Raw genomic sequence first — 15,586 nt, 5'->3', positions numbered from 1 at the left:
CCCGGCGGGAGCCTTATTCCGGCGGCGGCAACGGCCGCGTCCACAGCCAGATCGCCACCACGGTCATGCTGCCGATGGAAAACCACTTCACCCAGGCGATCGGCACGCACCACAGCATGATGCCGGCGCACGCGGCCATGGTGATCGTGGCCATCCACTTGCCGTAGCGGCTGACCGCACCGTGCGCCTGCCAGTTGGCGATGGCCGGGCCGAACCGCGGGTGCTGCAGCAGCCAGGTGTGCAGGCGCTCGGACCCGCGCGAGGCGGCCCAGGCCGAAATCAGGATGAATACGGTGGTCGGCAGGCCCGGCACGAAGATGCCGACGATGCCGGTGCCGAGGCTGGCGTAGGCCAGCAGCCACCACGCCCAGCGGAAACGCACCACGCGCGGTGGCGGGGTGTCATCCGGAGGCAGTGGCGCAGGTGCGGTCATGGCCGCAAGGATACCGGTTCAGGGTGCCAGGCAGTGCCCGGCACCCTGTCGCGATCACGGCTGGACGATGCCCAGCTGCTGCAGCACGAACGCATACGACTCGGACAGTTCGCGGTAACGCTGGAAGCGCCCCGACTTGCCGCCGTGGCCGGCTTCCATGTTGGTGCGGAACAGGATCGGGTAATGGCCGGTGTTGTCGTCACGCAGCTTGGCCACCCACTTGGCCGGTTCCCAGTACTGCACCTGCGAGTCCCACAGGCCGGTGCCCACGAACAGCGCCGGGTAGGCCTGCTGCTTGACGTTGTCGTAGGGCGAGTAGGACAGCATGTAGTAGTAGTACGGCTTCTGCTCCGGGTTTCCCCACTCGTCGTACTCGTTGGTGGTCAGCGGAATGGTCGGGTCGAGCATGGTGGTGACCACGTCGACGAACGGCACCTGCGCCACCATCACCCGGTAATCCTGCGGCGCCTGGTTGGCCACCGCGCCCATCAGCAGGCCACCGGCGCTGCCACCGGAGGCGGCGACGCGGTCCCTGGCCGCCCAGCCCTGCGCCACCAGGCCACGGGTGACGTCGATGAAGTCGTTGAAGGTGTTCTGCTTGTGCAGCAGCTTGCCATTCTCGTACCAGTCGCGACCCATTTCCTGGCCGCCACGGATGTGGGCGATGGCGTAGACCACGCCACGGTCGAGCAGGCTCACCGCGGTCTGGTTGAAGTACGGGTCCATCGACATGCCGTAGCTGCCGTAGGCGTACTGGAACAGCGCGCCCTTGCCATCCTTCTGGTAGCCCTTGCGGTAGACCAGCGACACCGGCAACTTCACCCCGTCACGCGCGGTGATCCAGACGCGGTCGGTTTCGTACTTCGAGGCGTCATAGCCGATGACCGGCTGCACCTTCAGCTGGCGGCGCTCGCCGGTGGCGGTGTTCAGCTCGAATACCGTGGTCGGGGTGGTCATCGAGGTGTAGACGTAGCGCAGCCACTGAGTGTCGGCCTCGGTGTTGTCGCCCAGGCCCATCGAATACGCCGGCTCGTCGGCCTTCACGTAGTCGCTGCGGCCATCCTTGAACAGCAGGCGGATGCGCTCCAGGCCTTCGGAACGTTCGGCGATGGCGGTGTAGCTGTCGAACAGCTCGAAGCCTTCGATGAACACCGCATCGTCGTGCGCGATCCAGTCCTTCCACTGCGCACGCGAAGTGGCATCGGTCGGTGCGGTGACGAGCTTGAAGTTCTTCGCCCCATCGTTGGTGCGGATCACCCAGCGGCCGTCGTAATGGTCGGCATCGTATTCGACATCGCGCTGGCGCGGGGCCAGCACGGTGAAAGTGGTCGGGTCGCTGGCCGGGGCGTAACGCTCTTCCGAGGACACGGTGCTGTGCACGCCGATGGTGATGAAGCGATCGTCACGGGTACGGCCGATGCCCATGTAGAAGCTGTCGTCCTTCTCTTCGTAGACGACGGAGTCGGCGCTGGCCGGGGTGCCCAGCACGTGCTTCTTGACCCGCACGGTCAGCAGGGTTTCCGGATCGTTCTCGACGTACAGCACGGTGCGGTTGTCGTCCGCCCAGACCAGGTTGCCGGAGCTGCCGGTGATGACGTCGGGCAGCACCTTGCCGGTGGCCAGGTCCTTGAAGCGGATGGTGTACTGGCGGCGGCCGACATCATCGTCGGCCCAGGCCAGCAGCTGGTTGTCCTGGCTGACTTCCATCGCGCCGACGCTGAAGTAGCCCTTGCCGGCGGCCATCGCGTTGACATCCAGCAGGATTTCCTCGGCCGCCTCCATGCTGCCCTTGCGGCGCGCGTGGATGGGGTAATCCTGGCCGGTCTCGTAGCGGCTGTAGTACCAGTAGCCGCGCTCGCGCGCCGGCACGCTGGAATCGTCCTGCTTGATGCGGCCGACGATCTCCTTGTACAGGGTGTCTTCGAGCGGCTTCAGCGGCGCCAGCAGCTGGTCGGTGTAGGCATTCTCGGCCTGCAGGTAGGCCAGCATGTCCTTGTTTTCGCGCTTGTCGTCGCGCAGCCAGTAATAGTCGTCGGTGCGGGTAGCGCCGAACGGCGCCTTGACCTCGTGCGGGTGCTTGGCGGCATCCGGCGGAACGGGCGGGGTGGCGGCGGTAACGGTGCTGGTCATCAGGCTGGCAAGCAACAGGCAGAGGGTGGATTTCATGAGATAGGGCTCCTTGTGCGGTTACGCAATGGCGTCCGTGGCGCAGGTAGAGTCGAGCTTGCTCGACTGACCGCAGCCGCAGTCGAGCAAGCTCGACTCTACCACCGCTGCGGCGGCCCCTGCCGGCGGCGTACCATGGCGGCATGAGCACCCTGCCCCACACGCCGGGCTACAGCCGGCGCAGCCATGAAATCGCCCCCTTCCACGTGATGTCCCTGCTGGCCCGCGCGCAGGCGCTGGAACAGGCGGGCCACGATGTGATCCACCTGGAGATCGGCGAACCGGACTTCACCACCGCCGAGCCGGTCGTGCGCGCCGGCCAGGCCGCACTGGCCGCCGGCCACACCCGCTACACCGCCGCACGCGGCCTGCCGGCCCTGCGCCAGGCCATCAGCGGTTTCTATCGCAGCCACTACGCGCTGGATATCGACCCCGAACGCATCGTGGTCACCCCCGGTGGTTCCGGCGCACTGCTGCTGGCCAGCAGCCTGCTGGTTGATCCGGGCCGGCACTGGCTGCTGGCCGACCCCGGCTACCCCTGCAACCGCCACTTCCTGCGTCTGGTGGAAGGCGGCGCGCAGCTGGTGCCGGTCGGCCCCGATACCGCCTACCAGCTGACCCCCTCGCTGGTGGAACAGCACTGGAATGCCGACAGCGTCGGTGCGCTGGTCGCTTCACCGGCCAACCCCACCGGCACCGTGCTGTCGGCCGATGAACTGGCCGCGCTGTCGACCTCGCTGCATGCGCGCGGTGGCCACCTGGTGGTGGACGAGATCTACCACGGCCTGACCTATGGCCTGGATGCACCCAGCGTGCTGCAGGTGGATGACAGCGCGTTCGTGCTGAACAGCTTCTCCAAGTACTTCGGCATGACCGGCTGGCGGCTCGGCTGGCTGGTGGCACCGCCGGCGGCCGTGCCTGATCTGGAGAAGCTGGCACAGAACCTGTACATCAGCGCGTCGAGCATCGCCCAGCATGCCGCCCTCGCCTGTTTCAGCGAGGAATCGATGGCGATCTTCGAGCAGCGCCGCGAGGCGTTCCGCCAGCGCCGCGATTTCCTGCTGCCCGCACTGCGCGAGCTGGGCTTCCGCATCGAGGTGGAGCCGCAGGGCGCGTTCTACCTGTATGCCGATGTCAGCGCCTTCACTGATGATGCGCAGGCGTTCTGCGCGCACTTCCTGGAAACCGAGCACGTGGCGTTCACCCCGGGCCTGGATTTCGGCTTCCATCGCGCCAACCAGCATGTGCGCCTGGCGTATACGCAGGAAGTGCCGCGGCTGCAGGAGGCGGTGGAGCGGATTGCGCGTGGGTTGCAGCGATTCCGGTAGCGCCGGGCCATGCCCGGCGATCGCGCCGCACAGCCATGAAGCCGCCAGGCGTGGCCCGGCGCTACCGTTCAACGAACGCCCAACGAAAAACGCCGCCCTGGTGGGCGGTGTTTTCGGTTCTGCTTACTTGCCGCCCAAACGCTCCCACAGGAAGCTGTAGGCCAGGGCCGACATGTGTGCGGCCTGCGCGTTGTTGGCTGCGCCGCCGTGGCCACCTTCGATGTTCTCGTAGTAGGTCACGTCCTTGCCGGCGTCGATCATCTTCGCCGCCATCTTGCGGGCGTGGCCCGGATGCACGCGGTCATCGCGGGTGGAGGTGGTGAACAGCACCGGTGGGTAGCTCTTCTTCGCATCGAACAGGTGGTACGGCGAGAAGGTCTTGATGAACTCCCAGTCGCTGGTGTCCGGGTTGCCGTACTCGGCCATCCACGAAGCGCCGGCCAGCAGGTGGCTGTAGCGCTTCATGTCCAGCAGCGGCACCTGCACCACCACCGCACCGAACAGCTCGGGGTACTGGGTGAGCATGTTGCCGGTGAGCAGGCCGCCGTTGCTGCCGCCCTGCACGCCCAGGTGCTTGGCGGTGGTGATCTTGCGGGTGACCAGATCCTGCGCCACCGCGGCCATGTCTTCATAGGCCTTGTGGCGGTTCTGCTTCAGCGCCGCCTGGTGCCAGCGCGGGCCGTACTCGCCACCGCCACGGATGTTGGCGACCACGTACACGCCGCCCTTCTCCAGCCAGGCGCGGCCCATGCCCCCGGAGTAGCTCGGGGTCAGCGAGATCTCGAAGCCACCGTAGCCGTACAGCAGGGTCGGATTGGAGCCGTCCAGCTTCATCGCCTTGTCGTGCACCACGAAGTACGGCACGCGGGTACCGTCCTTGCTGGTGGCGAAGTGCTGCTCGATCACCTTGCCCTCGGCATCGAAGAAGGCCGGCATGGTCTTCAGCGTTTCCGGGGCCTTGCCGATGTCGGCCAGGGCCAGGGTGGTCGGGGTCAGGTAATCGGTGGCGGTCAGCCACACGGCGTCGCTGTCGTTGCTGTCCACTGCGCCCACGGCCAGGGTGCCGAAGGCCGGCGCACCGACGAACTCACTCTTCTGCCAGCCGTTGGCACCCGGGGTCAGCACCGACAGGCGGTTCTTGACGTCGTCGAGCACGTTCAGCACGAGGTGGCTCTTGGTCCAGGTGGCACCGGCCAGCGAGGTGGTCGCGGTCGGGGTGAACAGGACTTCGAAATCACGCTTGCCGGCCAGGAAGTCGTCGAGCTTGGTCGCCAGCAGCGAGCCGGAGGCGTAGGTCTTGCCACCCACGGTCCACGGGTCGCGCAGCTCCAAAGTCAGCCACTGCTTGTGCAGGCCCTTCTCCGCCGAGTTCGGCGCGTCGATCCTGGTCAGCGTGCCATTGTCGGCGCGCAGGTACAGCTCGTTGTTGTAGAAGGCCAGCGTGCGGCTGACCAGGTTGCGCTCGAAGCCCGGGGTGTCATCGTGCATCGCTGCGATGTACATGTCTTCCGGCTTGCCTTCGTAGACCACGCTGGCCGAGGCCAGCGGCGTGCCACGCTTCCACAGCTTGGCCACGCGCGGGTAGCCGGAGGTTGTCATCGAACCGCCGCCGAAATCGGTGTAGACGAATACCGAATCACGGTCGATCCAGCCCAGGCCGCCCTTGGATTCGGGGCGGAAGAAGCCGTCCTTGATCCAGGTCTTGCTGGCCAGGTCGAATTCACGGGTGACATCGGCATCGGCGCCGCCGCGCGACAGCGCGATCAGGCAGCGGCTGTAGTCCGGGCGCAGGCAGTCGGCGCCGTGCCAGACCCAGTTCTCGCCCTCGGCCTTGTTCAGTGCATCCAGGTCGAGCACGGTTTCCCACTGCGGCGAGGCCTTGCGGTACTCGGCCAGGGTGGTGCGGCGCCACAGGCCACGCTCGTGCTGCTGGTCCTTCCAGAAGTTGTAGTAGTAGTCGCCGATCTTCTGCACGCCGGGGATCTTGGCGTCCGAATCGAGCACCTCGCGGATGCTGGCTTCCATCTGCTTGAAGGCCGGGGTCTGCGCCAGGCGGCCCTCGGACCTGGCATTCTGTTCCTTGACCCAGGACAGCGGCTTGTCGCCGGTGACGTCCTCCAGCCAGGCGTAACGGTCGGTCTCTTCAGCAGCCACGGTGGTCCCCACCGAAGCAGCGGTCATCATGCCGGCCAGCAGGCAGGCGGAAGCGAATCGTGACATTGCGGTTCCAGGCAGTCATAAGCGCTGGAACGCTAGCACGGATCCCCGGGGCCGCCCCCGTGTCGAAGGTCAGGCCGCAGCGGTACGCGCGCGCCGCGCCCGTGCCGGCAGGCGCCGGGCCTGCACGCCCGGCTGGCGCTGGCGGCGCAGCCAGGCCCGCAGCGGCAACGGGCAGCCCAGCAGCGCCCACCAGGCTGCCAGCGGCATGCCCACCAGCCACAGCGGCAGCCAGCCCAGCCAGACACTGCTGCCGCGTGCGGCCGGCCACACCAGCACCAGCGCGAGCCCGGCCAGGGCCAGTTGCTGCACGCTGCGCAACAGGCGGCGGTCGGAGGCGAAGCTGTCGCGTTCAGCAGGGTTGCGACGGGAAGAGCGAGCGTTCATGGGCGGTCTCGATGGTTCGATGGCGGCGAGCTTGGCCCGCTCCCTTCTCACAGACTGCGACCGCCATTGACGGATCGAGCACACACAGTCGACCATGCTTGGGCACCCAATGGAGCTCGCTCCCGCATGTCCTCGATCCGCCCGTTCTGCGCCGTGTTGCTGGCTCTGTCCCTTGGAGGCCCCGCGCTGGCCGCCAGCGACCCGCCGTTGCCGCGCGCCAGCGCATCGGGGGCCTCCGAACATGGTGCGCCGATCGATCTGCAGCGCTTCATGGGCACCTGGTACGTGATCGGCCGCGTGCCGAACTTCATCGAACGCGGCCACGTGGCCAGCGTCAACGAATACACGCTGCGCGAAGACAACAAGGTGGGCATCGTCTACCGCTACCGCGATGGCTTCGGTGCGCCGCAGCAGGAAGTGCGTGCGCGTGCCAGCGTCGACGCCGACAGCGGCAACCACGCCTGGCGCACCTGGTTCTACCGGATCGTGCCGACCCATTCGCGCGTTCTGGAAGTCGCCCCGGACTATTCGTGGGCGATGATCGGCTACCCGGGCCGGGAAATGGCCTGGATCTTCTCGCGCCAGCCGGACATGGACAAGGCGCTGTACAAGGAGCTGGCCGAGCGCCTGCGCGACGAGTACGGCGTGAACACCGACAAGCTCAAGCGCGTGCCGCAGCACGCCGACCAGGTCGGCAAGCTGGGCTACGAAGTCCCGAACGTGCGCTGAAAAAGCGTCGCCGGGCATGGCCCGGCGCTACCCGGACGATACCGGGCCATGCCCGGCGGACGTGACGTGCCTTACGCCGCCCGCGGCTGCACGCGGCGTTCGATCTCGCCGAGTGTGGGCAACGTCTTCAGGTCATAGGTCGCCTGCAGCGCCAGCCACGATGCAGCATCGCCGCCAAAATGACGCGCCAGCCGGGCAGCGGTATCGGCGCTGATCGCACGTTCGCCATGGACGATGGCATGCAGGCGTGTGGCCGGAACATCCAACGCCCTCGCCAACGCGTTCACGCTCAAGGCCAGTGGGGAGAGGAACTCTTCGCGCAGGATCTCGCCGGGATGGATGGCCCGCATGCGATTGTCGGTTGGCTTCATGGCGAATGCCTCAGTGGTAGTCAACGATTTCCACGGATTGCGGACCGCTTTCGGTCCAGATGAAACACAGCCGCCACTGATCGTTGATTCGCAGGCTGTGCTGCCCTTTGCGGTCGCCCGCCAGTGCCTCCAACCGGTTGCCAGGCGGACTGCGCAGGAACGCCAGCGTCTGTGCCGAGTCAAGCATCTGCAGCTTGCGTTCGGCTGCGCGTCTGATCGGCAGCCAGGCGCGCACGCAGTGGCCTTCAAACAAGGCGCGGGTGTGCTTGCAACGGAAGGACCGGATCATTCCGCAAAACGTATTACGTCGCGCGGAATATACCAAGCAACTGGATGTGCTGCCAGTCCCGGTTCGGTGATTCAGGTTTTCAATGGATCGATTGCGTCATGCCGCCGCCGGGCATGGCCCGGCGCTACCCGGACGATGCCGGGCGCCGCCCGGCACGGTGTTACTTGCGGGTGTAATGCGCGACCAGGCGGTCGCCGAGCATCTGCAGCAGCTGCACCAAAATCAGCAGCACCACCACGGTGACCAGGGCCACGTCGGTGCGGTTGCGCTGGTAGCCTTCGCGCAGGGACAGGTCACCCAGGCCGCCGGAACCGATCGCGCCGCCCATGGCGGTGAAGCCGACCAGAGCAACGGTGGTGACCGTGGCGGCGGCAATCAGGCCCGGCCGCGCTTCGGGCAGCAGCACCCGGGTGACCAGCTGCCAGGTGGTGGCGCCCATCGACTGCGCGGCCTCGACCACGCCGCGGTCCACTTCGCGCAGCGCGGTCTCGACCAGGCGTGCATAGAACGGCGCGGCGCCGATCACCAGCGCCGGCAGCGTGCCGAGCACACCGATGGACTGGCCCATTAGCCACAGCGACACCGGAATCAGCACCACCATCAGGATGATGAAGGGCACCGAACGCAGCAGGTTCACCACGATCGCCAGCACGCCGTAGGCAAACGGACGACGCTTCATCTGCGGCGCACCGAACACGTACAGCAGCACGCCCATCGGCAGGCCGATGGCCAGGGTCAGCGGCAGCGAGCCGGCCATCATCAGCAGCGTCTCGATGGTGGCCTTGCCGATATCCACCCACTTGTCCGCATCCAGGTGGCGGAAGAAGCCCTCAGCAGTAGCGACGATCATCGACGCAGTTCCTCAACGTGCACGCCGGCGGCCACGAACGCGGCCTGCGCGGCGGACTGGTCACCGCCCACCAGGGCGACCACCAGCTGGCCATACGGGGTGTCCTTGATCCGGTCGATGCGGCCGGACAGGATGTTGTAGTCGACGCCGGTCTGCCGCGCAACGCTGCCCAGCAGCGGTTCGTAGGTATCGCCGCCGAGGAAGGTCAGGCGCACGATGCGGCCACCGACCACGTCGAAATCGCGGTGCAGCGTGCCCTCGTCCACATGCTCCGATTCGCTGACGAAACGGCGCGTGGTCGGGTGCTGCGGGTGCAGGAAGACCTGGGTGACCGGGCCGGTTTCCACCAGATCACCCGCATCGAGCACCGCCACGCGGTCGCAGACGCGGCGGATCACATCCATCTCGTGGGTGATCAGCACGATGGTCAGGCCCAGCTCGCGGTTGATCTTTGACAGCAGCGACAGCACCGAGGCCGTAGTCTGCGGGTCGAGCGCACTGGTGGCTTCATCGCATAGCAGGATCTGCGGGCGGGTGGCCAGCGCACGGGCGATGCCAACGCGCTGCTTCTGGCCGCCGGACAGCTGCGCCGGATACTTCGCCGCGTGGTCCTGCAGGCCGACGGTCTGCAGCAGCTCGGCCACGCGCGCGTCGATCTCGGCCTTGGGCATGCCACCCAGTTCCAGCGGGAACGCCACGTTGCCAGCCACGGTACGCGAGGACAGCAGGTTGAAGTGCTGGAAGATCATGCCGATTCGCCGGCGCAGCGCGCGCAGCCCATCCGCATCCAGCGCGGTGATGTCCTCGCCGCCGATCAGCAGGCGCCCACCGCTGGGTTCTTCCAGGCGGTTGATCATGCGGATCAGGGTCGACTTGCCCGCGCCGGAATGGCCGATGATGCCGAACACTTCGCCGGCCTCGATGGTCAGGTCCAGCGGTTGCAGCGCGCTCACTTGGCGGCCGGCAACGGCATAGGATTTGTGCAGGCGCTGGAACTCGATCACGGGCGTGGCTCACCGGCAGAGCGATGGAAGGGGCGTGCAGCCTACCAGCGCCGGCGGTTGCGCGCCTGCGCCTTGGGCCAGAATGTTATTCCTTTTGGTTCTAAGACGCGTGTACCGGGGATGACGGTGGGGGTCGGTAGAGTCGAGCTTGCTCGACTGCTTTCCGTCCGGCCACCGAAACAGTCGAGCACGCTCGACTCTACGGATGATCCAGCGGCTTCGGCGGCTGCACCCGGTTCAGGCGCTCGCGATGCAGCAGGTACAGGCCCGAGGCCACGATGATCGCCGCGCCGGCCCAGGTCCAGGCGTCCGGCAGCTGGCCCCAGAAGGCCAGGTCCCAACCGATCACCCAGACCAGGCCGCTGTACTCCAGCGGCGCGATCATCGACGCCTCGCCCAGCTGGAAGGCGCGGGTCAGGGCGATCTGGCCCAGCGCGCCGGCCAGGCCCATGCCGGCGATCAGCGGCGCATGCGCCAGCTGCAGCGGCACCCAGCCGGGCAAGGCCAGCAGGCCGGCACCGATGGCCATGATGACCAGGAACCAGACCACCATCGACTGCGAAGTGTCGGTGCGAGTCAGCAGGCTGACGGTGATCGCGGCGATGGCATAGGCGGTGGCGGCGGCCAGCACCATCAGGCCGGGGATGGAAATGAAGCCCTCCACGCCCGGGCGCAGCACCACGATCACGCCCAGCAGGCCGACGCCGATGGCCACCCAGCGGCGCGGCCCGACCCGCTCGCCCAGCAGCGGCACCGACAGCGCGGCGATCAGCAGCGGGGCCACAAAGTAGATGCTGTAGGCGGTGGACAGCGGCAGGTCGCGCAACGCATAAACGAAGCAGCCGATCATCGCCATGCCCAGGCCGCCGCGCAGCAGGTGCAGGCCCCAGCGGCGCGGAATGAGTGAGCGCGGGCCGGCACTGGCCAGCACCCACACCAGCACGAAGGGCAGCGAGGCCGCGCCACGCAGGAAGGTGACCTCCAGCGAGGGGTAGCTGGCCGACAGCTGTTTCATGCCGGCGTCCATCAGCGAGAAGCAGGCCACGGCGGCGACCATCCAGGTCACCGCGCGCGAAGGGGAGCGTTGCGCGTTCATGGCCCATTATCGCCGACCGCGTGCCCCGTCGGGCGCGGGGCACGGGTGCCGCGATAGAATGGTGGCCACTGAATTCCGCGGAGCCGCGCCCATGCCTTCCTTCGACGTCGTGTCCGAAGTCGACACCCACGAACTGACCAACGCCATCGACCAGGCCAACCGCGAACTGGCCACCCGCTTCGACTTCAAGGGCGTGGAAGCCAAGTTCGAGCGCGAGGGAGATGTCATCAACCAGTCCGCACCGACCGAGTTCCAGCTCAAGCAGATGAACGACATCCTGCGCGCCCGCCTGGCCGCGCGCGGCATCGACGTGCTGAGCCTGGAGTTTGGCGACATCGAGACCAACCTGGCCCAGGCCCGGCAGAAGATCACCGTCAAGCAGGGCATCGAGCAGAAGATCGCCAAGAAGATCGCCGCTGCCCTGAAGGAAGCGAAGCTGAAGGTGGAAAGCCAGATCAACGGCGACAAGCTGCGCGTGCAGGGCAAGAAGCGCGACGACCTGCAGGACGCCATCGCGGTGCTGAAGGCCGGCAAGTTCGAGCTGCCGCTGCAGTTCAACAACTTCCGCGATTGATGGATGCCGCCGGGCATGGCCCGGCGCTACCCGGGGGATCGCGCGGCTGATGACCCACCGCCGGGCATGGCCCGGCGCTACCGGGGGGATCGCGCGACTGATGGATGCCGCCGGGCATGGCCCGGCGCTACCGGAACGGCGCGCGATGGATGACCCGGCGCACCCCAGGCTACAGCGGTAGCGCCGGGCCATGCCCGGCGGACTGCTCAACTAATCGCGCAGCAGCTTGTACAGCGTGGTGCGCGAGATCCCCAACTGGCGGGCGGCCAGGCTGAGATTGCCTTCGGCCGCCTGCGCCGCACGCCGTGCGGCTTCGCGCTGCTGCTGGCGCAATGGCACGTCGGCCACGGCCATCGGTGCTGCCGCCACCCGGGTGCGAGGCGCACGCGGTGCGCGCAGGTGCTGCAGGTATACCGCACTACCCTCGCCCAGCCGCACCCGGTGTGCAGGCCCCGGCTGCAGCAGCCGACGCCGTTGCGCTGCACTGGCACCGGCAAACACCGTCTCCATCGACAGCAGCGGCAACGGCCCGCGGCGCGGCAGGCCCAGCAGGCGGCGTGCCACGCGGTTGGCGGCACGCAGCTGCCCATCATCCTGCACCGCCAGCAGCCCCTGCAGCGGCGTGGCCAGCCAGCGTGGATCGTGCTGCACGGCCAGCAGGTGCACATCGGCCAGGCCTTGGAACAACCGGTTCTCACTGGCCAGCGCGGCCTGCCGGAAGTAGCCCTGCAGCAGCGCCGGATCACGCTCGCCCAGCCCGGTGATGTCGATCGCCCCGCAGACCTGGCCATCGAGGTCGTGCAACGGTTCGCTCAGGCAGAACACCGGCGCGAAGCGCTGCAGGTAATGTTCGTTGCCACGCACCAGCGCGGGCACGTCATCGGCCAGGCTGACCGCTGGCGCCGTGGTGCCGATCTCGGCCTCACCCAGCCGCCGCCCGACCTGGATCGGCCGCAGCAGCGGCGCATCCTCCAGGCCATGCGCCTGCTGGGCGATGACCAGGCCCTCGCGGTTGGCGCAGAACATCGTCCAGCCACGCCCACCGAAGGCGGCCCACAGCTGTTCCAGTTCGGGCTGCACGCAGCGCGCGAGGCGGCGGTCTTCGGGATCGCGCAGGCGCAGGCCATCGCCCTGCAGCGGCGGGTAATAAGGCTCCTGCCCCGGCTGCACCCCGGCCGCGCGCGAACGCTGCCAGGAGTGCTGCAGCGGCAGCGGCAACACCGCCAAGGACTGCACATCGCCTTCCGCGAACGCAGCACGCGCGGCGACCAGCTGTTGTTGCCCGACTGTCGTGGCCATCATGGAAGCAGAGTACACCCGCGCACGGCACGGCCGCGCAGCCGTGCCGACCAACGGCCGGCACTCATCAACTGCAGTGTTGCCGGCCAGCGGCCGGCACTACCGGGCGTTACGCCGCGATCCGCAGGATCGGCTTCAGGGTGATCCCGCGCGTGCTGTCCTCGGCCGCCTGGTTGATCTGCTCCAGCGGATAGAACTTCACCAGCTTGTCGAACGGGAACCGCCCCTGCAGGAACAGCGTCACCAGCTGCGGAATGAACACCTGCGGCACGCTGTCGCCTTCGACGATGCCGCGGATGCTGCGCCCGCCCAGCAGCAGGTTGTTCACATCGAAGCTGGCCGTGGTGCCCAGCTTCGGCGCACCCACCACGCCCATCATGCCCAGCCCGCCCAGTGCCTCGATGCCGGCCGACAACACTTCCGGGCGACCGGTGGATTCCAGCGAGAAATCCGCACCGCCACCGGTGATCGCACGCACCGCTTCAATCACATCGGTCTCGCGGCTGTTGACCACGTGGGTCGCACCCAGTTCCAGCGCCAGCTCCAGCCGCGACGGCACCACATCGATGGCGATGATGGTGGTGGCACCGGCCACCTTGGCCGCCATCACCGCACTCAGACCCACCGCACCGGCACCGTAGCTGGCGAAGCTGCTGCCCGAACGCACCTTCAGCGAATTGAGCACCGCACCAGCACCGGTCTGGATACCGCAGCCCAGCGGGCCCAGCAGTTCCAGCGGCGCGTCGTCGGGTACCTTGATCGCGTTGATCTCGCGCGCGATGGCGAAAGTGGCGAACGAGGACTGCGCGAAGAAGTGGTCGTGCAGCGGCTGGCCCTCCGCATCGGTGATGGCGGTATGGCCGTGGCCATCGTCGCCGCCGAAGTTGAGCCCGAAGAAATCCTTGCAGTAGGCACCGTGGCCGCCGCGGCAGGGATTGCAGTGGCCACAGGCGCCGTAGGTCAGCACCACGTGGTCACCCACCTTCAGGTCACGCACGTTCGGGCCCACGGCCTCGACGATGCCGGCGCCTTCATGGCCGAGCACCGCCGGCAGCGGCACCGGGTAGTACTGGTCGCGCACGATCAGGTCGGTGTGGCAGAGGCCGGTGGCCACCACCTTCACCAGCACCTCGTCGTCCTGCGGGCCGCGCAGCTGCGCCTGCTCGATGACGAAGGGCTGTTCCTTGCCGCGGACCACGGCGGCGGTGATCTCACGCGTTGCGGTGTTGTCGTTCATCGTGATGGTTCCTTCGATCAGATCGGATAGGCGGGCGCTTCGCCCTTGACGGTCAACCACTGCCATTGGGTGAACTCTTCCCAGTTGGCCGGGCCGCCGATGCTGGTGCCGTTGCCGGATGCACCGACGCCGCCGAAGGGATTGATCACTTCGTCGTTCACCGTCTGGTCGTTGATATGCAGCAGGCCGGTGCGCAGGCGTTCGCCGAGCTTCAGCGCGCGGCCGACGTTGCTGGACACGATGGCCATCGACAGGCCGTACTCGCTGTCGTTGGCCAACTGCACGGCCTGGTCGTCGTCATCGAACGGCACCACCACGGCCACCGGCGCGAAGATTTCTTCATGGAATGCCGGGTTGTCGGCGGCCACGTTGCCGAGCACGGTGGGCGCGAAGAACAGGTCCTGATGGGTACCGCCGGCTTCCAGCGTGGCGCCGGCCTTGACCGCGTCAGCCACCACGCGGGCGGCGTGGTCGCGCTGGGTGGCGTTGATCAGCGGACCGATCGCCACGTCTTCGCGTGCCGGGTCGCCGACCTTCAGCGACTTCGCCTTGGCCACCAGTTTTTCCAGGAACGCAGCATGGATCTTCCTGTGCACCAGCACGCGGCCGGTGGCCATGCAGATCTGGCCCTGGTGCAGGTACACGCCCCAGGCAGTGTTGGCGACGGCCAGGTCGAGGTCGGCATCGTCGAGGATGATCAGCGAGTTCTTGCCGCCCAGTTCCAGCGAGACCTTCTTCAGGTGCTTGCCGGCCGCTTCGCCGACCTTGCGTCCTGCAGCGGTGGAACCGGTGAACTGGATCATCGCCACGTGCGGATCGCTGGTCAGCGCGGCACCGGCGGCGCCGTCACCGGGCAGCATGTGCAGCACGCCGGCCGGCAGCCCGGCCTGTTCGAACAGGCGGGCGATGACCGCGCCACCGCACACCGCGGTGCGCGGGTCGGGCTTGAGTACCACGGCATTGCCGAGCGCAATCGCCGGTGCCACCGCGCGCATGGCCAGGTACAGCGGGAAATTAAACGGCGAGATGACCCCGACCACGCCCAGCGGACGGCGCCGCGCCAGGTTCAGCCGGCCCGGTTCGGAGGGCAGGATTTCACCGGTGCTGCGCGAAGGCAGCGCGGCGGCTTCGTGCAAGGCCTTGATGGTCACCTTGGCCTCGAAGCCGGCCTTGAGGCGGGTCGAGCCGCTTTCGCGCACCAGCCAGTCCACCAGGGTGTCGATGTTGTCTTCGGCCAGGCGCGCGGCCTGGCGCAGCACCTGCGCACGCTGTTCATAGGGGGCGGCGGCCCAGGCCTGCTGGGCCTGCGCGGCGGCGACGGCCGAGGTGGCGACCTGGGCGGCGTCGGCCAGGCCGACCTCGCCCAGGGTCTGGCCGGTGGCCGGTTCGATCACTGGCTGGCGCTGGCTGGCGGCCTGCCACTGGCCGTCGAAGAAGGCGCCGGACCAGAGTTCGTCCGGCAGCCACGGGGAAGATGCAGTCATGAGGTGTCCTCCTGTGTCGTTCGTCCATTGCACGCCCGGCCCGCCGCGCACGCAATCGGCCATCGGTGCGATCCCGGCAAGGGCTTGAATGGATGGGACTTTCCAGCATCGCCACTGTCCAG

At 67.6% G+C, this 15,586-nt stretch carries 15 protein-coding genes; 3 read left to right on the top strand and 12 right to left on the bottom strand.

From position 1 onward, the window contains the following. Positions 1–13 precede the first annotated feature (13 nt). Both FJU31_RS00960 and FJU31_RS00955 read right to left on the bottom strand, forming a co-directional pair. Positions 14–433: a YbaN family protein gene (locus FJU31_RS00960; RefSeq protein ID WP_150453114.1), complete on the bottom strand. Its 420-nt coding sequence runs from the start codon at positions 431–433 to the stop codon at positions 14–16. Between the two features lie 54 nt (positions 434–487). Beyond that, positions 488–2,599, bottom strand: coding sequence for a S9 family peptidase (locus FJU31_RS00955; protein WP_150453113.1), 2,112 nt, complete (start codon positions 2,597–2,599; stop codon positions 488–490). Between the two features lie 143 nt (positions 2,600–2,742). Here FJU31_RS00955 and FJU31_RS00950 point away from each other — a divergent pair, with 143 nt between their 5' ends. Further along, positions 2,743–3,927 (top strand): pyridoxal phosphate-dependent aminotransferase, encoded by a 1,185-nt coding sequence (locus FJU31_RS00950; protein WP_150453112.1) that lies wholly within the window; start codon positions 2,743–2,745, stop codon positions 3,925–3,927. Between the two features lie 123 nt (positions 3,928–4,050). On the opposite strand, the gene FJU31_RS00945 is transcribed toward FJU31_RS00950, so the two are convergent. Both FJU31_RS00945 and FJU31_RS00940 read right to left on the bottom strand, forming a co-directional pair. Further along, entirely contained in the window at positions 4,051–6,147 is a 2,097-nt protein-coding gene (locus tag FJU31_RS00945; RefSeq protein ID WP_150453111.1) for a prolyl oligopeptidase family serine peptidase, read from the bottom strand. A 69-nt stretch (positions 6,148–6,216) separates the two neighbouring features. Then, complete coding sequence (locus FJU31_RS00940) at positions 6,217–6,531, bottom strand: hypothetical protein (protein WP_150453110.1); 315 nt, start codon at positions 6,529–6,531, stop codon at positions 6,217–6,219. Between the two features lie 126 nt (positions 6,532–6,657). On the opposite strand from FJU31_RS00940, the gene FJU31_RS00935 reads away from it, so the two are divergent. Next, positions 6,658–7,260, top strand: coding sequence for a lipocalin family protein (locus FJU31_RS00935; protein WP_150453109.1), 603 nt, complete (start codon positions 6,658–6,660; stop codon positions 7,258–7,260). 71 nt (positions 7,261–7,331) lie between these two features. Here FJU31_RS00935 and FJU31_RS00930 read toward each other — a convergent pair whose 3' ends face one another. From FJU31_RS00930 to FJU31_RS00910, 5 genes are all read right to left on the bottom strand, one after another. Beyond that, entirely contained in the window at positions 7,332–7,631 is a 300-nt protein-coding gene (locus FJU31_RS00930) for a HigA family addiction module antitoxin (RefSeq protein WP_150453108.1), read from the bottom strand. Positions 7,632–7,641: 10 nt separating this feature from the next. Next, positions 7,642–7,920, bottom strand: a complete 279-nt coding sequence (locus tag FJU31_RS00925) for a type II toxin-antitoxin system RelE/ParE family toxin (protein WP_150453107.1) — start codon at positions 7,918–7,920, stop codon at positions 7,642–7,644. A gap of 160 nt (positions 7,921–8,080) precedes the next feature. Beyond that, a complete protein-coding gene (locus FJU31_RS00920; RefSeq protein ID WP_150453106.1) occupies positions 8,081–8,770 on the bottom strand; it encodes a methionine ABC transporter permease in 690 nt (229 codons plus the stop codon). After that, positions 8,767–9,774: a methionine ABC transporter ATP-binding protein gene (locus FJU31_RS00915; protein WP_150453105.1), complete on the bottom strand. Its 1,008-nt coding sequence runs from the start codon at positions 9,772–9,774 to the stop codon at positions 8,767–8,769. Before FJU31_RS00915 ends, FJU31_RS00920 begins: the two co-directional genes overlap by 4 nt. Before the next feature lie 199 nt (positions 9,775–9,973). Then, complete coding sequence (locus FJU31_RS00910; RefSeq protein ID WP_150453104.1) at positions 9,974–10,870, bottom strand: DMT family transporter; 897 nt, start codon at positions 10,868–10,870, stop codon at positions 9,974–9,976. Between the two features lie 91 nt (positions 10,871–10,961). Between FJU31_RS00910 and FJU31_RS00905 the strand changes: the two genes are divergently transcribed. Further along, complete coding sequence (locus tag FJU31_RS00905) at positions 10,962–11,444, top strand: YajQ family cyclic di-GMP-binding protein (RefSeq protein WP_079223459.1); 483 nt, start codon at positions 10,962–10,964, stop codon at positions 11,442–11,444. Between the two features lie 210 nt (positions 11,445–11,654). Here FJU31_RS00905 and FJU31_RS00900 read toward each other — a convergent pair whose 3' ends face one another. The 3 genes from FJU31_RS00900 to FJU31_RS00890 form a co-directional block, all read right to left on the bottom strand. Further along, the gene (locus FJU31_RS00900; protein ID WP_150453103.1) at positions 11,655–12,746 is read right to left on the bottom strand and encodes a helix-turn-helix domain-containing protein; all 1,092 of its coding nucleotides are present in this window, start codon (positions 12,744–12,746) and stop codon (positions 11,655–11,657) included. A gap of 106 nt (positions 12,747–12,852) precedes the next feature. Next, on the bottom strand, positions 12,853–13,980 hold the full coding sequence (locus FJU31_RS00895; RefSeq protein ID WP_150453102.1) for an NAD(P)-dependent alcohol dehydrogenase: 1,128 nt from the start codon (positions 13,978–13,980) through the stop codon (positions 12,853–12,855). 17 nt (positions 13,981–13,997) lie between these two features. Beyond that, a complete protein-coding gene (locus tag FJU31_RS00890) occupies positions 13,998–15,464 on the bottom strand; it encodes a benzaldehyde dehydrogenase (protein ID WP_150453101.1) in 1,467 nt (488 codons plus the stop codon). Between the last annotated feature and the right edge of the window lie 122 nt (positions 15,465–15,586).

The sequence above is a fragment of the Stenotrophomonas cyclobalanopsidis genome, assembly GCF_008710035.1.
GTDB classification, from domain to species: Bacteria; Pseudomonadota; Gammaproteobacteria; order Xanthomonadales; family Xanthomonadaceae; genus Stenotrophomonas; species Stenotrophomonas cyclobalanopsidis.
Note: the sequence above shows the minus strand (reverse complement) of the source record. Positions and strands in the feature narration are given on the sequence as shown.

Coding starts and splice junctions, on each gene's coding strand:
- FJU31_RS00890 (WP_150453101.1), bottom strand. CDS start 15,464: ATGACTGCATCTTCCCCGTGGCTGCCGGACGAACTCTGGTCCGGCGCC.
- FJU31_RS00900 (WP_150453103.1), bottom strand. CDS start 12,746: ATGATGGCCACGACAGTCGGGCAACAACAGCTGGTCGCCGCGCGTGCT.
- FJU31_RS00920 (WP_150453106.1), bottom strand. CDS start 8,770: ATGATCGTCGCTACTGCTGAGGGCTTCTTCCGCCACCTGGATGCGGAC.
- FJU31_RS00945 (WP_150453111.1), bottom strand. CDS start 6,147: ATGTCACGATTCGCTTCCGCCTGCCTGCTGGCCGGCATGATGACCGCT.
- FJU31_RS00935 (WP_150453109.1), top strand. CDS start 6,658: ATGTCCTCGATCCGCCCGTTCTGCGCCGTGTTGCTGGCTCTGTCCCTT.
- FJU31_RS00910 (WP_150453104.1), bottom strand. CDS start 10,870: ATGAACGCGCAACGCTCCCCTTCGCGCGCGGTGACCTGGATGGTCGCC.
- FJU31_RS00930 (WP_150453108.1), bottom strand. CDS start 7,631: ATGAAGCCAACCGACAATCGCATGCGGGCCATCCATCCCGGCGAGATC.
- FJU31_RS00950 (WP_150453112.1), top strand. CDS start 2,743: ATGAGCACCCTGCCCCACACGCCGGGCTACAGCCGGCGCAGCCATGAA.
- FJU31_RS00940 (WP_150453110.1), bottom strand. CDS start 6,531: ATGAACGCTCGCTCTTCCCGTCGCAACCCTGCTGAACGCGACAGCTTC.
- FJU31_RS00905 (WP_079223459.1), top strand. CDS start 10,962: ATGCCTTCCTTCGACGTCGTGTCCGAAGTCGACACCCACGAACTGACC.
- FJU31_RS00955 (WP_150453113.1), bottom strand. CDS start 2,599: ATGAAATCCACCCTCTGCCTGTTGCTTGCCAGCCTGATGACCAGCACC.
- FJU31_RS00895 (WP_150453102.1), bottom strand. CDS start 13,980: ATGAACGACAACACCGCAACGCGTGAGATCACCGCCGCCGTGGTCCGC.
- FJU31_RS00925 (WP_150453107.1), bottom strand. CDS start 7,920: ATGATCCGGTCCTTCCGTTGCAAGCACACCCGCGCCTTGTTTGAAGGC.
- FJU31_RS00960 (WP_150453114.1), bottom strand. CDS start 433: ATGACCGCACCTGCGCCACTGCCTCCGGATGACACCCCGCCACCGCGC.